Here is a 15,062-nt window from a genome sequence, read left to right as displayed (position 1 = left end):
GAGATAATCATATGACAAAGATTACAACCAAGAATCCTGTTGTTTGCGCTGTCAATTGGAATAGATTGCATGATGAGAAGGATCTGGAAGTATGGAATCGTTTAACTGGAAATTTTTGGTTGCCTGAAAAGGTCCCACTTTCTAATGATATTCCTTCATGGTCAAGTTTGACAGAAGAAGAACGCAAGCTAACGATTCGTGTTTTTACTGGATTGACTCTTCTAGATACCATTCAAAATACTGTGGGTGCCATTTCATTGCTTTCTGATGCAATCACAGAGCATGAGGAAGCAGTCTTGACAAATATTGCTTTCATGGAAGCAGTTCATGCACGTTCTTATTCCTCTATTTTTTCAACTCTTTGTTCGACGGTAGAGGTTGATGATGCATTTAGGTGGTCAGAAGAAAATATTCATTTGCAGAAAAAAGCAAGATTAGTGCTTGAGCGTTATGAAGGAAATGACCCGTTAAAGAAGAAAATTGCCTCAACTTTTCTAGAAAGCTTTTTATTCTATTCTGGCTTTTATTTACCAATGTATTGGGCAAGTCGCGCTAAATTAACAAATACAGCGGATCTCATTCGGCTTATCATCCGTGATGAAGCTGTACATGGTTATTATATAGGTTATAAATTTCAATTGGGATATGCAAAACTTGACGATGCCAAAAAGCAGGAAGTTAAAGATTTTGCTTTTAGCTTGCTCTTTGATCTTTATAATATTGAGTGCAAATATACTGAAGATCTTTATGATGCACTTGGATTGACAGAAGATGTCAAGATTTTTCTTCACTATAATGCAAACAAGGCTTTAATGAATTTAGGTTTTGAAGTTCTTTTTCCACCTGAAGTTTGCCGTGTTAATCCCGCTATTTTAGCAGCTTTATCACCAAATTCTGATGAAAATCATGATTTTTTTTCAGGTGCTGGTTCTTCCTATGTCATTGGCAAGGCAGTTGCGACCACAGACGATGATTGGGCATTTTAAAGCTCACACACAAAGAGAAGGGCACGGGGTATATTATTCAAATCTTTGCGCATTTCTAAACATTTAAAACCATTTTCTTCAAACAAGTTACAAACCGCTTTTTCTTGAGAATATCCGATTTCAACAGCGATAAAGCCTTTTTCTTTTAAGTGATTTGCTGCTTCATGAGCGAGTTTTCGATAAAAATCAAGGCCATCTTTTCCACCGATCAGTGCGCGCAATGGATCATAGAGTCGTACTTCTTTGGAAAGATTTTGAATATCTTTTTCTGGAATATAGGGTGGATTGGAAATAATAAGATCAAATTGACCAGAGATAGAAGCAAACCAATCACTAAGAAGAGGTGTAAAACGGTTGATAACTCCCGCCATCTCTGCATTTTTTGTCGCTGTTTTAAGGGCATCTTCAGATATATCAACAGCCACTGCGTGAGATATAGGAATTTGTTTAAGGAGTGTAATGGCAAGAACGCCACTGCCTGTTCCCATATCAAGCAGTGTTATTTTTTCTGAATTTTCAGCATGTTTTTTAAGCAGAGGGAGAACAAGATTGATGAGTGTTTCTGTATCAGGGCGTGGTTCTAATGTCTCTTGAGAGAGTGCGAAAGATATGCCATAAAACTCTCTCATCCCTATAATACGGAACACAGGCTCGCCAGCAACACGTCGTTGTATGAGCTGTTCTAATTGTGCAATTTGTTCAAAAGAGAGGCACATATCTGGTCGGAGAATTCTATCAGAGGAATTTGTACCTGTTACCCATTCAATGAGTATTTTTGTCTCAAGTTTGGCTTCAGAAATTCCTTTTATGCGCAATTTTTCTTGAGTTTGTTGGATGACACTGTTGAGAGAGTATTTGTTCATCCATTGTTATCCATTTCCATCAGGAGTGCTGTTTGGTGATCAGAGATGAGTGCATGAATAATTTCATTAAGATCGCCTTCTAAGATGCGGTCAAGTTTATACAGAGTGAGATTAATACGGTGGTCCGTGACACGTCCTTGTGGAAAATTATAGGTACGAATACGCTCTGAGCGATCACCGGAGCCAACTTGATTTTTACGAGAAGCTGAACGTTCATTTTCTGCTTTTTGTCGTTCAATATCAAACAAGCGCGCACGCAAAATTTGCAGCGCCCGTGCGCGGTTTTGGTGTTGTGATTTTTCTGCTTGTACAACCATAATTCCTGTTGGAATATGGGTGATACGAACAGCTGAGTCCGTTGTATTGACATGCTGCCCTCCTGCGCCGGATGCACGCATGGTGTCGATGCGAATATCTTCTGGACGAATTTCAATATCAATTTCTTCAGCCTCTGGAAGAACTGCAACTGTAGCAGCAGATGTATGAATACGCCCACCGGTTTCTGTCTCAGGAATACGTTGCACACGATGAACGCCTGATTCAAATTTCAGTTTAGAAAAGACCCCCTTTCCTGAAATGCTCGCAATAATTTCTTTATATCCACCAACTTCTCCCTCATTAAGTGAAACAACTTCTACTTTCCAGTTATGAGAAGCGGCATAACGTTCATACATGCGGAAGAGATCACCAGCAAAGAGTGCTGCCTCTGACCCACCTGTTCCTGCTCGAATTTCCACAATAGCACTTTTTTCATCAGCAACATCTTTAGGCAAAAGAAGAATCTGGAGTTCTTTCTCAAGTGGTTGCATTTTCTGACATAATAACGGGAGTTCTTCTTGAGCAAGATGTCGCATCTCTGCATCTGTTAGTTTATCATTAATGATCGTTTCTAGCTCTGTGATCTCTTCGTAAAGTGCATTTAATGTCCTTATAGAGGCAATAATTGGCTGTAGTTCTGCATATTCAGAAGCTAATTTTACATATGTTTCAGCATCTGGATTTTGGGCCATTTGGCTTTCAATTATTTCAAAGCGCTTTTCGAGTTGCCTCATACGATCTTTTGGCAAAGAAACCATGATAATATTGACCTAAGTTGTTATAATATTTTTTATGATACAAACAATTGATTGCCTTATAGCATCAGATAAAATCGGGTAATAAAGCAGAAAAACTTACTTGCCAATGAAAACTATAATTTTTTTAATTAAACTTATAGAAAATCTCGTTTTTATAAAGCATTTTTTTGATGACATATATGAGATCAGCTACTCAAGAGTTGTTTTTTTTCCGTAAAGTTCAAGGCGATGATGAATAATATCATAGCCAAGCGATTTAGCAATTTCTTCTTGCAACTTTTCGATGATATCAGAATGAAATTCGATAACTTGCCCTGTTTCCACATCAATGAGGTGATCATGGTGTTGCCCATCTGCTTGCTCAAAACGAGAGGGCCCACCACTAAAGCTATGGCGATGAATTGTTCCGTTTCCTTCTAATATTTTCATTGTTCTATAAACAGTAGAGAGCGAAATACTCGAATCTATTTTGTGAGCACGCTGAAAAATTTCAAACGCATTGGGATGGTCTTTTGTTTCAGTCAAAATATCAAGAATAATGCGCCTCTGACGTGTTACTCTTAAACCTGCGGTGCGTAATTCTTGCTCATAATTTCGCTTTTTATTCATCTTGCTCATTGTTTTTTCAAACGAAGGCACCATGACAATGTTTGTATTTTTTCTCTGAACCACAGGGGCAACGCTCATTGCGTCCAACTTTTCCCCATGTCGTTACATCGTTAGGATCACGGTCTTTCGGGTTAACAATTCTATTTTCCTGTGTTCGTGCCCACAGGGTAGGAGTATTTTCTTCTCCTTGATCATGGGAGAAAGAGTTATCGGCATCCAGCTGTTCAGGCATGAGTGGTTCTGTGGGTTGTTGAATAATTTCAAAACGCATGAGTTTAGAAGTCACGATTCTGCGTAAATTTCTCAGCATGTTCTGAAAAAGTTCAAATGACTCTGTTTTATATTCGTTAAGTGGATCTCTTTGTGCATAGCCACGAAAACCAACCACAGAACGCAAATGGTCTAAACTAACCAGATGTTCACGCCATAACGTGTCAATAGTTTCAAGTAATATTGCCTTATGAAAATAAGCCATAACTTCTGGAGTGTAGCGTTCAGTACGTTCGTTTTCAAGTTTTGTAACAGCATCTGATACGCGTTCTAAAATCTGTTCTTCGGCAATTCCATCTTCTTTTGCCCATGTCTCGATTGGAAGTTCAAGATTGAAGAGTTGGAGAATTTCCTCTTGTAAAGCTTTCACATTCCATTTTTCAGAATATGTTCCAGATGGGATGTAGGTTTCCACAAGATCTTCAACCACTTCATGACGCATTTCAAGGATCATTTCTGTCAAATCATCCGCATTCATCACTTCCATACGCTGTTCAAAAATAACCTTGCGTTGGTCATTCATGACATCATCGTATTTTAATAAATTTTTACGGATTTCAAAATTTCGTGCCTCGACTTTTTTCTGCGCTTTTTCAAGAGCTTTATTAATCCATGGATGGGTAATAGCTTCATTTTCTTTTAATCCAAGTTTTTGCAGCATACCATCCATACGGTTAGAACCGAAGATACGCATGAGATCATCTTGAAGAGAAAGAAAGAATTTTGAGCGACCAGGATCACCTTGGCGACCAGAGCGGCCACGCAGCTGGTTATCAATACGACGACTCTCATGGCGTTCAGTAGCGATGACGTAAAGACCACCAGCAGCTAATGCTTTTTCTTTAAGTTTCTTGACATCTTTTTTTATTTCTTCAATTTTTTCAGTCCGCTCTGCTCCATCTGGCAGATCCTGTAATTCTTGTTTGATACGCATTTCAACATTACCGCCAAGCTGTATATCAGTACCACGACCAGCCATATTAGTTGCGATAGTGAGAGCTCCAGGAACCCCTGCTTGAGCAATAATGTAGGCTTCTTGTTCGTGATAGCGGGCATTTAAAACTCTAAAATCGGTAATGCCTTCTTTTCGTAAACGCTCTGCTAATTGTTCTGACTTTTCAATGGATGTTGTTCCAACAAGAATAGGTTGTCCTTTTTCATGTGCTTGACGGATATCACGTACAATAGCACGATATTTTTCTTCTGCTGTTCGATAAATTTCATCATCTTCATCAAGACGCTGAATAGGCAAGTTGGTGGGGATTTCTACAACCTCAAGACCATAAATATTATTGAATTCTTCAGCTTCTGTTGTAGCAGTTCCAGTCATCCCAGACAATTTCCTATACATACGGAAATAATTTTGGAAAGTGATAGAAGCGAGTGTCTGATTTTCTGGTTGAATAGCGACATGTTCTTTAGCTTCCAGAGCTTGATGAAGCCCTTCAGAATAACGCCGTCCTGGCATCATACGACCTGTGAATTCGTCAATGATAACAATTTCATCATTGCGTACAATGTAATCCTTGTCACGGACAAACAGTTTATGCGCTTTAAGGGCGTTATTGACATGGTGAACGATAGCAACATTTTCTATATCGTAAAGACTTTCACCTTTAAGATAGTCGGCTTGTTCGAGCATTTTTTCAATTTTTTCAGTACCAACTTCAGTAAAGGTTGTTGTTTTTTGTTTTTCGTCTATCTCATAATCTTCTGGAGTTAATGCAGGAATAAATGTATCAATAAGGTTATAGAAGTCAGTACGATCTTCTAGAGGACCAGAAATGATAAGAGGGGTACGTGCTTCATCAATGAGAATCGAATCAACTTCATCAACAATTGCATAATGATGTCCCCGTTGAACCATTTGATTACGATCAAAGGTCATATTATCGCGCAGATAATCAAAGCCTAATTCATTATTTGTTGCGTAGGTGATGTCGCATGCATAAGCTGCTCGGCGGGCATCATTATCAAGATCATGAAGAATCACACCTGTTGTGAGTCCCAGAAAACCAAAGATTTTTCCCATTGTTTCAGCATCACGACTAGCAAGATAATCGTTTACTGTTACGACATGAACACCTTTTCCTTCCAATGCATTGAGGTAAATTGGCAAAGTTGCCATCAATGTTTTACCTTCACCAGTGCGCATTTCAGCAATACCACAGTCATGAAGCACCATTCCACCAATAAGCTGTACATCAAAAGGGCGCATATCATAAACACGTTTTGCTGCTTCACGAACTGTTGCAAAAGCCTCTGGTAAGAGCGAGTCAACGGTCTCACCTGCAGCGAGACGTTTACGAAACTCGTCAGTTTTTTGGCAGAGCTGTGCATCACTTAATTTCACAAATTGTTCTTCTAATGCATTAATTTTGATAACTTTTTGGCGAAGAACTTTGAGACGTCTCTCATGAGCTGAACCAAAAAATTTACGTGCAAATACACCTAAATTGACCATCTCTGGCCCTTTCTTTTAATTTTTGCCACTATTATTAGGTCATTCATATGCTATCCCCATATTTTGCATCCCTCAAGGTGTTTAATATAATTGGAAGCAAGTGATACCATTATACTTGTGGATGTGCAATTTTTCACTTTGATTATAGAGTAGAGATAAGAGGCGAAGTGCATCGTGTCAACTTTAGGTATGTCATTTTCTCTATTATCATATTTCCCATGAGCATTAGATAGGGTGAAATAAACGAAGATAAAAGGATAAATTTATGCTTTTTAAAATAAAATTACTGATTTATTTATCTTTGTTTAGAGATTAAACTGTTACAGTCAAAGAAAATTAGAATCTTGAACCTGCCTTCATTTTTAAGGAGTATATTTATGAAATTCAACTTTATCACGCTGTTTTTGACATCAGCCTTATTGACGAGTACGAGTTTAGGCGTAATAGCTCAAGAAAATTTGAATTCACCGTCAAGTGATTTAAAGACTTTGGAGAAAGCTTCGGAAAAGGCAGTTTCTCCCTCTCATGTTATGGCCGTTATTGATGGGAAGGATATTACCGCAGGACAATTGGATGAGTTAGCGCTTGAAATAAATCCTAGTTTAGTACGTTTTCCTGATGAACAACGCCGTATAATGGTTTTAAAAGCTTATTTAGATATGCAGGCACTTGCTAAAGAAGCAAAGAGTAAGGGTATCGATAAGACTGAGGCTTATGATAAACGTATGGCAGTTATGCGCGATAATGTCCTTCAGCAGCTTTATTTTAAACAGACAATTGTTGATCAGATTTCGGATAATGATTTGGAAGCTCTTTACAAAAAGGAAGTTGCTGCTTTACCCAAAGAGGATGAGATTAAAGCGCGTCATATTTTGGTGAAAACGAAAAAAGAGGCAGAAGCTATCATTAAACGTTTAAATAAGAAGGAAAATTTTGAAGAGATTGCAAAAAAGACGTCAACAGATGGTTCTGCTGCTGTGGGAGGGGATCTTGGCTATTTTAGCCATGGTCAAATGGTTAAGTCTTTTGAGGATGCTGCATTTGGCTTGAAAGTTGGTGAATATACGAAAGATCCCGTTGAAAGTCCTTTTGGTTGGCATATTATCAAACTAGAAGACCGTCGTGTAAAACAACCTCCTGCATTTGATGATGTTAAAGAGATGTTGCGTACACAGCTAATAAAAGAGCGCTATCAAAAATTGATTGTTGATTTACGTAGCAAAATGGATGTGAAATATCCTGATTCTAATGTAATAAAACTCATGCAATCTCTTAATCAAAACGGAACACCGCTTTCGGATGGAACACCAGACGAAGAAGATACGGAGTAGCAAAGGGGAGTAGGTAGATAATATTTTTGCTAGGTGATTTGAGAGATGATTTTTGTTCAAAAAGCCTAGCAGTTATTTTATGAAAGATTATTTATCTGCAATTATTTTATTTGTTTTTATGGAAAGCATAGTGTGGTTTTAAAAATATCTCCTTTGTCTCCGCAAAACATACAGGAGCTTCCGCCATTATCTGGTGTACGAATAGCAACAGCTGAAGCTGGGATTAAATACAAAGGTCGTCCAGATCTTCTTTTTATCATATTTGATAAGCCGGCAAGTGTGGCGGGTGTTTTTACGCGCTCAAAATGTCCATCTGCTCCTGTAGAACATTGTCGATCATCGCTTCCTCACGGGGTTGCGAGGGGGATTGTTGTTAATTCTGGGAATGCAAATGCTTTTACGGGACGTAAAGGAAGGCATACGGCTAATGAAATCGTTTGTGCAGCGGCAAGTGCTTTGAAGGTAAGAGAAAATGAAATTTTTATAGCTTCTACAGGTGTTATTGGTGAGCCAATGGATGCATCGTCTATTGTAAGTCTTTTACCAAATATGCTGGAAACAGCAGAAGAAGGGCATTGGTTAAAGGCTGCAAAAGCCATTATGACGACTGATACATTTCCAAAACTTGCTACGCGCAGATTTGATTGCGGGGGAGAGATTGTGACCATTAATGGCATTGCAAAAGGTGCTGGTATGATCGCACCAGATATGGCAACGATGCTTTCTTTTGTTGTAAGTGATGCAGGAATTTCTTCGGATATACTGCAATCAATGTTATCAGAGGCGGTTCAGGGCTCTTTCAATTCTATTACTGTTGATAGTGATACCTCAACATCAGACACAGTCATGATGTTTGCGACAGGAAAAGAAAGCTTTCCTCCCCTTACACAGAAAACGGATCCGCGTTATGAGGTATTCTCAAAGCATTTGTGTACGCTTTTGCATGAGCTTGCGTTACAAGTTGTCTGTGATGGAGAAGGTGCTCGCCATTTAATTGAAGTGAATGTGAGTGGTGCAACAACAGACAATGCTGCGAAAACTATCGCCCTGTCAATTGCAAATTCGCCTCTTGTAAAAACGGCTATTGCTGGTGAAGATGCTAACTGGGGACGTGTAGTAATGGCCGTTGGCAAGGCAGGTGTTGAAGTAGACCGTGATCTGTTGACGATTTGGTTTGGGGAATATCGCTTAGCTGCCAATGGTGAACGAGATCCTGAATATTGCGAAAAGACAATAGCCGCTTATATGCGAGGTAAGCACATTGCAATTCGTGTTGATATTGGTTTGGGCGCTGGTAAGGCGACAGTTTGGTCTTGCGATTTGACGAAGGAATACGTTATGATCAATGGCGATTACAGAAGTTAACGAATATATCATAAATTTGACATCAGATATCTGTATATCTGGGAGAGAGCAGGGAGTATTTTAGCACTTTTATTTTGATAAAGAGTAATAGGGAAGAGATGGTTATCTTTATCCTGTTTGGAGAGTGGTATGTGTACAAAAAGTTTACTTCTTCTTGTTGTTGCGTGTGCATTATTAGATCAAGATAATCGCGTTTTGCTTACAGAACGCCCTCAAGGAAAATCATTCGCTGGTTTATGGGAGTTTCCTGGTGGAAAGGTTGAACAAGGCGAAACTCCAGAAGCATCATTAATTCGCGAATTAGAAGAAGAGCTTGGTATTCATGTTCAGGCAGGTAATTTACGGCCCTTAACATTTGCAAGCCATAGCTACGAAACATTTCATCTCCTAATGCCATTATATCTTTGTCGCCATTATGAAGGTGTTGCTCAAGGACGAGAAGGGCAAAATTTAAAATGGGTTTTTATTGGTGATCTTGAGAAATATCCTATGCCTGATGCTGATAAACCGTTGGTTCAACTCTTGAAAAATTTTCTTTTTAAATGAATTTTTAGAAAGAAAATATTCTTTACAAATAAAAAATATCTTTTTTCTGTAATGAGCTGCTTGTTCGTTAGGGTGTTGTACAAACTTTTGTATCTCTTTTTAATTCAGCTTTAAGGTGTTCAAAAATAGCCACAGCAGTATCCTTTAAATAATCGATATTGCACAACACTTCATACTTTTATTTATTGGTTTTTTTTGAATAGAGCTATACTTCTCATACAAAATAGAGTGTTGCAGAATGTTATTATGTTACACACTCAGGCGCGTTTAAAGAAATATTTTTCAATACTTCCGAGCGCATCTCACGATTACGTTTGTGGAAAATATAACATAAAATCCATAGAATAATATCATTTTTATACTTATGAAGCCGCAAGCCTACACCATCATATTATTTACGAGTGCAAAATACTGCAATAGCTTTTACATTTGAGAGCATTTATAAGAGTCATGTTAATGGTTTTTATAAACACCCGTTAACTTCGTTTATAGTTTACAAGTAAATGATTTTCGATTGATGCAATATAAGAGATTTTAGTTAAGTATATAAGAAGGCAATATAATGATATGAGAACATTCATTATGAAGACCTTAGATCTTGTAAAAGAACCAGAGAAACAAAGACATAAGGCACTGTAAAAATTCTATAGCTTTTAAAAGATATTGCTCTGCATATTTTTAAAAGCTATGGAGCTGAATAAGAAGGAAGCGATGAATTCTAACAATAATTCCGATCTCTTTATAAATATATCTCCTACCAAAAGTAATACGTGAATACTGAATATAACCTTTAACAAGAAATCGAGTTATAAACTCTTCTTGACATAAATAATTTTATAAAAATGTTTCTCGCTCCCATAAGATCAACAGCTTTCTTTTATCCATATCATTATTTTTAAAGGATTCAGGCTCCATGAAAAAACATAACAGTAGAAATATTTGTTAATTGTACTCGTATTAGAATACAACTTACGTTTTGGGTGTTGGTCGGCGTTTTTCTATAGGATATCGTTGATATTTTTCAGCAATGCGCGAAATTACTTCTTCAAGTGGTTCGATTATAACATCCATAGAAAAGCCATTTGCATGAATGATATTTTTATCATCAACCATAATGGCAGCATGACCTTTCCAAAAAATCAAATCACCCCGTTGAAGTTCATCACTGTCTGAGAGTTGATGTCCTATAGTTTTCTGCTGCATGTCAGTATCGCGTAAAACCCTTTGACCGGTCATCATCATAGAAAGTTGGATAATTCCTGAGCAATCAAGCCCAAAACCACTGGTTCCACCCCAAAGGTAAGGCGTGCGGATAAACATTTCAGCAACGGCGACATAATCTTTATACACGTGCTCAATAGGACTAAGATGATTGCTAATGATTGCTTTTCCGTCTTCAAGTATAGAATACATGGTTTCACGGACTTCAACTTTATCAACAACAGTTACTTTACTTCCCATGGATAAAGGATATTCCATTGGCCCACGCAAATCAGCTTGAAAATATTGAAAAGTACGTGGTACTGAAACAATATGTGTTTGTGTGACAGCTGATGTACAAAGGGCTGTTGTATCAATATAGCCAACATAATCATCTTTGAGGGATTGTCCCCACGACATCACTTCTCCTTGTTCAAAGATGAGTAGTTCTTCCCCCAATAAGCACTCTGTTTGTCTTTCACTTTTTTTATTGTTTTCTTTAAACAGTCCAGCGACAGGCACATTAACACGTCTTTTTTCACCTTCCACAAAGCGCCGTGCTGTAATTTCTTTTTCAAGACGTTTGTCTGCTAGATCTTCTCTGAATGCATTTAATCGCGGATCTATGGAGATCATTCATTTACCTTCCATTTTTATCTTTAAACAGGCCCACAACAATTGTACAGGCAGAACTTCTCATCTTTAAATAAAACACAAAACGTAATTAAAGTTATAAGACAATTCTTCTGAAACTTCAAAATTATCTATATTTGTGGAAATTTTGTGTCTAATTTTGGTTTTTAAAAAGATTATAAAGAGCACGAATAGTTTGTGCAGATCCACCAGTAGGAAAACCTGGTTTTTCTTTTGGAATCCACCCATAGAGATCAAAATGCGCAAAATATTTGGTTTTTTCAACAAAAGAGTTAAGAAATAAAGCAGCAACTATAGAACCAGCAAAGGTATTTCCAGTTATATTGTTCAAATCAGCAATTGGCGATGATAACATTTCCAAGTAGGGTTTCCAAAGCGGCATTTGCCAAAGAGGATCGCAAACAGAGTGAGCAGATTGAGAAATTTGTTGTGCCCATATTGCATTATTACAATAAAATGCCGGAAGATCTGGTCCTAATGCTATACGCGCTGCTCCCGTTAAAGTTGCCATACAAAGCATAAATTGTGGACTTTCTTCATCAGCATAGGCAAGTGCATCGGCAAGGACAAGTCGTCCTTCAGCATCTGTATTGCCAACTTCAACACTTAAACCTTTACGACTTTTGAGAATATCACCTGGCCTATAAGCATTTGCAGAAATTGCATTTTCAACAGCTGGTATTAAAACACGTAGACGAAAAGGTAATTTGGCATCCATAATAAGTTTAGCCAATCCCAAAACATGTGCTCCACCTCCCATGTCTTTTTTCATGAGTGACATGTTATTGACTGACTTAATATCGAGTCCTCCAGTATCGAAGGTTACACCTTTACCAACCAATGTTATTTTAGGGTGATTTTCTTGGCCCCAGTGCAGTTCAATGAGTCGTGGTGCGGTGCTGCTAGCACGTCCTACAGCATGGATCATAGGAAAATTATGTGTTAAGAGATCATCTCCACAAATACTTTTGATATCAGCACCATAAGTTTTTGCCAATTGGCGTGCTTCTTTCTCGAGAGTATCAGGATTCATATCATTGGCTGGAATATTGATAAGATCACGGACAAAAAAGACAGTTTCATAAATTCTTTGAAGCTCATCAAAATCAACTGTATCATTAACATAGATAGACAATGTTTTGGAGGGAGAGTTTTGGCGATAACGATTAAATTGATAACTTCCAAATGCTAATCCGAGATAAGTGTTCATTTCATGAGAAGCTTCTCCTTCTAAATGCCATTGACCAGCGGGAAGCTTTTTAGCGAGAAGCCCTGTGATAAAAGCTTCATCACCATTGCCAAGTCCAAAAAAAACTTTTTTCAAATGCCCTGTCTCGTGAGGAACAAAGAGTATCTGTCCTTCTTTGCCAGTGAAATCATGAACTTTCATCCATGCTTTTGTTGATGCATCAAGTGATAAGTTAGCAAGATTTCTTTGGTTTACTAAGATGATAGGGCAACTGTTATCGGTACGTATTGAGCTAAAATGAATGGAGTTCTGGTGCATAGTTATGAGATCCTTATAGTCGTCTAAGTGCGACATACTCGACCAAATGATTTTTTCCCTTTCGTAGAATGAGATTGGACCGTGGTCGTGTTGGTAATATGTTTTCTTGTAAATTTTTTAAATTAATCGTTTGCCAGATATTTTCAGCGATTTTTAAGGATTCCTTTTCACACAGGAGTGCATAACGATGAAAATAAGATTCAGGATTTTGAAAAGATGTTTTACGCAAACGTTTAAAACGTTCTAAATACCAGTGTCGAATGACTTCTGTTTCAGCATCTACATAAATTGAGAAATCAAAAAAGTCTGAAACAAAAGGAATAATTTTTCCGTCTTTAGGAAGGTCACTGACTTGCAGGACATTAATACCTTCAATAATTAAGATATCAGGATGGTCAATGGTAATGGTTTGATTTTCCAGAACATCATAGGTCATATGCGAATAAAGTGGAGCGCTAACATTGCCAATACCAGCTTTTATAGCAGAAAGAAAATTCAGCAATTTTTTGATATCATAAGAATCTGGGAAACCTTTACGATTCATACGATTTTTTTTCTGTAAGACAGCATTCGGATAGAGAAAACCATCTGTTGTAATTAAATCAACTTTCAGATTAGATGCCCAACGTTTCAAAAGTTCTTGCAGAATACGAGCAGTAGTTGATTTTCCCACCGCGACAGAGCCAGCAATACCAATGATAAAAGGCGTTTTTCGCATTCCTTCTTGATGTAAAAATTGTTGACGCTTGTGAAAAAGTTCTTGTACTGCTTCAACATGACATGAGAGTAGACGCGATAAGGAAAGATAAATGCGTTGCACTTCTTCAAGATCAATTGGATCATCAATTGAGCGTAAACGTTTAATTTCATCAAAGGTCAAAGTCAGAGGTGTATCCGCACGAAATTCTGACCATTCTTGTGCAGTAAAGACGCGATAAGGTGAGTATCGATCAGAAATAGATTTGACCAAGTTATTTTTTTGGTCAATTTGTGAGAGAATCATATCAATCATTTGTATTCAATCGAGATCTTTTTTGCCAAAGCAATTGATTAAGAAACAAGACGCGCTGTTTTGCATGTTCTTATTTTTTGAAATAATAAATAATCTTTCGTTAGCTTATAGTCCAGTTATTCCATTGCGTCTTGATTTGTGCTAATGAATATCCTTGTGCCAAAAAAGCCCATAAAAGTAAACGCGCTTTTACTGCTGATAAATAACCAGACATGAGAGCACCAGAAGCAATCAAATCAACTTCTGAACCTTTATAGCCATAAGTTGTGCGGGTTGTTGAGCCAGTACAAGCACGGCTCGCGATAATAATGGGCATTTTTTGTGTATATTGTCGCACAATGTCTGCTTCTTCAAAACTACAATGTCCTGATCCAAAGCCGGCAATGACAAGTCCAGCATAATATCCACTTTCAAGGCAGAATTTCATCAATTCTGTGTCAGAGGATAAAGAGGAGTATAGGAGTGCAACTTGGTGATCATAATTTTGGGGAAGATCGAATATTTTAGGGAAAAAATTTCGATCATTAAAATAAATCAGCCTTCCTTCCAAAAGACTACCTAAAACACCTGTCAATCCTGATTGGAATGTCTCAATTTTGACAGTATGGTTTTTCTGAACCCAATAAGGTGAGTGAATAGTATCGTTAATTACAACGAGAACACCTCTGTTACGACTTTGGGGATGAGCTGCAACACGCGTTGCTGCTAAAACATTTGCCGGTCCATCAGCACCTGCTTCATGGGGTATGCGCATAGCACCAGTGATAATAAGCGGTTCTTCTCGATCCCAATAAAGGGAAAGAAAAAATGCGGTTTCTTCTAGTGTATCAGTGCCTTGGGTTAAAACAACACCTTCAGCACCAGCCTTTATTTGTTGTTTTGCCCATTTTATGATCTCAAAAAGAATTTTAAAAGATAAAGAACCACTCGGCAATTGTGTGAGTGTTTGTGTGTGAATATGAGCAACATCATTTAAATCAGGAACACTTTTAATAAGGACCTCTGATGTCAATGTCGGTTGCATTTGGCCAAAATTGTCAGCAGTCATTGCAATTGTTCCTCCCAATGTTCCTATAGCTATTTTTTTCATCATTTTTCCCTTAGAAGACGCAAAATGTTTTTAAAAGCTATTTAACAACAATTTGCATCGATAACAATGCAATCATTTTTTACTTTAAC

Annotated in this window: 12 protein-coding genes; 4 read left to right on the top strand and 8 right to left on the bottom strand. The window is 37.7% G+C overall.

Features of this window, described 5'->3' with window-relative positions; genetic code table 11:
• Positions 1-11 precede the first annotated feature (11 nt).
• Positions 12-986: a class 1b ribonucleoside-diphosphate reductase subunit beta gene (gene nrdF, locus BN202_RS07235; RefSeq protein WP_019219963.1), complete on the top strand. Its 975-nt coding sequence runs from the start codon at positions 12-14 to the stop codon at positions 984-986.
• On the opposite strand, the gene prmC is transcribed toward nrdF, so the two are convergent.
• The 4 genes from prmC to secA all read right to left on the bottom strand — a co-directional run bounded on the left by prmC (position 983) and on the right by secA (position 6,268).
• On the bottom strand, positions 983-1,849 hold the full coding sequence (gene prmC, locus BN202_RS07230; RefSeq protein ID WP_019219962.1) for a peptide chain release factor N(5)-glutamine methyltransferase: 867 nt from the start codon (positions 1,847-1,849) through the stop codon (positions 983-985). The two genes, nrdF and prmC, sit on opposite strands and share 4 nt — an antisense overlap.
• The gene (prfA, locus tag BN202_RS07225) at positions 1,846-2,925 is read right to left on the bottom strand and encodes a peptide chain release factor 1 (RefSeq protein ID WP_019219961.1); all 1,080 of its coding nucleotides are present in this window, start codon (positions 2,923-2,925) and stop codon (positions 1,846-1,848) included. The genes prmC and prfA overlap by 4 nt, the downstream gene beginning before the upstream one ends.
• Before the next feature lie 189 nt (positions 2,926-3,114).
• Positions 3,115-3,612 (bottom strand): Fur family transcriptional regulator, encoded by a 498-nt coding sequence (locus BN202_RS07220; protein ID WP_034987767.1) that lies wholly within the window; start codon positions 3,610-3,612, stop codon positions 3,115-3,117.
• Positions 3,551-6,268 carry a preprotein translocase subunit SecA gene (gene secA / locus BN202_RS07215; RefSeq protein WP_019219959.1) on the bottom strand — a complete coding sequence of 906 codons (2,718 nt, stop codon included), beginning with the start codon at positions 6,266-6,268 and terminating at the stop codon, positions 3,551-3,553. Before secA ends, BN202_RS07220 begins: the two co-directional genes overlap by 62 nt.
• Before the next feature lie 377 nt (positions 6,269-6,645).
• Between secA and BN202_RS07210 the strand changes: the two genes are divergently transcribed.
• The 3 genes from BN202_RS07210 to mutT all read left to right on the top strand — a co-directional run bounded on the left by BN202_RS07210 (position 6,646) and on the right by mutT (position 9,510).
• Positions 6,646-7,599 carry a peptidylprolyl isomerase gene (locus tag BN202_RS07210; protein ID WP_019219958.1) on the top strand — a complete coding sequence of 318 codons (954 nt, stop codon included), beginning with the start codon at positions 6,646-6,648 and terminating at the stop codon, positions 7,597-7,599.
• A 132-nt stretch (positions 7,600-7,731) separates the two neighbouring features.
• Positions 7,732-8,964 (top strand): bifunctional glutamate N-acetyltransferase/amino-acid acetyltransferase ArgJ, encoded by a 1,233-nt coding sequence (gene argJ, locus BN202_RS07205; protein WP_019219957.1) that lies wholly within the window; start codon positions 7,732-7,734, stop codon positions 8,962-8,964.
• Between the two features lie 129 nt (positions 8,965-9,093).
• Positions 9,094-9,510, top strand: a complete 417-nt coding sequence (mutT, locus tag BN202_RS07200) for an 8-oxo-dGTP diphosphatase MutT (RefSeq protein ID WP_019219956.1) — start codon at positions 9,094-9,096, stop codon at positions 9,508-9,510.
• 969 nt (positions 9,511-10,479) lie between these two features.
• Here the strand turns inward: mutT and BN202_RS07195 are convergent.
• From BN202_RS07195 to BN202_RS07180, 4 genes are all read right to left on the bottom strand, one after another.
• On the bottom strand, positions 10,480-11,346 hold the full coding sequence (locus BN202_RS07195) for a C40 family peptidase (protein ID WP_019219955.1): 867 nt from the start codon (positions 11,344-11,346) through the stop codon (positions 10,480-10,482).
• Positions 11,347-11,497: 151 nt separating this feature from the next.
• Positions 11,498-12,871: a leucyl aminopeptidase family protein gene (locus BN202_RS07190; RefSeq protein ID WP_034987761.1), complete on the bottom strand. Its 1,374-nt coding sequence runs from the start codon at positions 12,869-12,871 to the stop codon at positions 11,498-11,500.
• A gap of 13 nt (positions 12,872-12,884) precedes the next feature.
• Positions 12,885-13,829, bottom strand: coding sequence for a type I pantothenate kinase (gene coaA, locus BN202_RS07185; protein ID WP_244426433.1), 945 nt, complete (start codon positions 13,827-13,829; stop codon positions 12,885-12,887).
• A gap of 154 nt (positions 13,830-13,983) precedes the next feature.
• Positions 13,984-14,973, bottom strand: coding sequence for an asparaginase (locus tag BN202_RS07180; protein WP_019219952.1), 990 nt, complete (start codon positions 14,971-14,973; stop codon positions 13,984-13,986).
• Between the last annotated feature and the right edge of the window lie 89 nt (positions 14,974-15,062).

The sequence above is a fragment of the Bartonella florencae genome (assembly GCF_000312525.1).
In the GTDB taxonomy this organism is placed as follows: Bacteria; Pseudomonadota; Alphaproteobacteria; order Rhizobiales; family Rhizobiaceae; genus Bartonella; species Bartonella florencae.
This window is presented reverse-complemented; position numbering and strand designations above follow the sequence as displayed.

What these genes read in the sequence shown, in the direction of transcription:
- secA (WP_019219959.1), bottom strand. Translation starts at nt 6,268, where the DNA reads ATGGTCAATTTAGGTGTATTTGCACGTAAATTTTTTGGTTCAGCTCAT.
- prfA (WP_019219961.1), bottom strand. Translation starts at nt 2,925, where the DNA reads ATGGTTTCTTTGCCAAAAGATCGTATGAGGCAACTCGAAAAGCGCTTT.
- BN202_RS07210 (WP_019219958.1), top strand. Translation starts at nt 6,646, where the DNA reads ATGAAATTCAACTTTATCACGCTGTTTTTGACATCAGCCTTATTGACG.
- BN202_RS07195 (WP_019219955.1), bottom strand. Translation starts at nt 11,346, where the DNA reads ATGATCTCCATAGATCCGCGATTAAATGCATTCAGAGAAGATCTAGCA.
- BN202_RS07220 (WP_034987767.1), bottom strand. Translation starts at nt 3,612, where the DNA reads ATGAGCGTTGCCCCTGTGGTTCAGAGAAAAAATACAAACATTGTCATG.
- prmC (WP_019219962.1), bottom strand. Translation starts at nt 1,849, where the DNA reads ATGAACAAATACTCTCTCAACAGTGTCATCCAACAAACTCAAGAAAAA.
- BN202_RS07190 (WP_034987761.1), bottom strand. Translation starts at nt 12,871, where the DNA reads ATGCACCAGAACTCCATTCATTTTAGCTCAATACGTACCGATAACAGT.
- mutT (WP_019219956.1), top strand. Translation starts at nt 9,094, where the DNA reads ATGTGTACAAAAAGTTTACTTCTTCTTGTTGTTGCGTGTGCATTATTA.
- BN202_RS07180 (WP_019219952.1), bottom strand. Translation starts at nt 14,973, where the DNA reads ATGAAAAAAATAGCTATAGGAACATTGGGAGGAACAATTGCAATGACT.
- nrdF (WP_019219963.1), top strand. Translation starts at nt 12, where the DNA reads ATGACAAAGATTACAACCAAGAATCCTGTTGTTTGCGCTGTCAATTGG.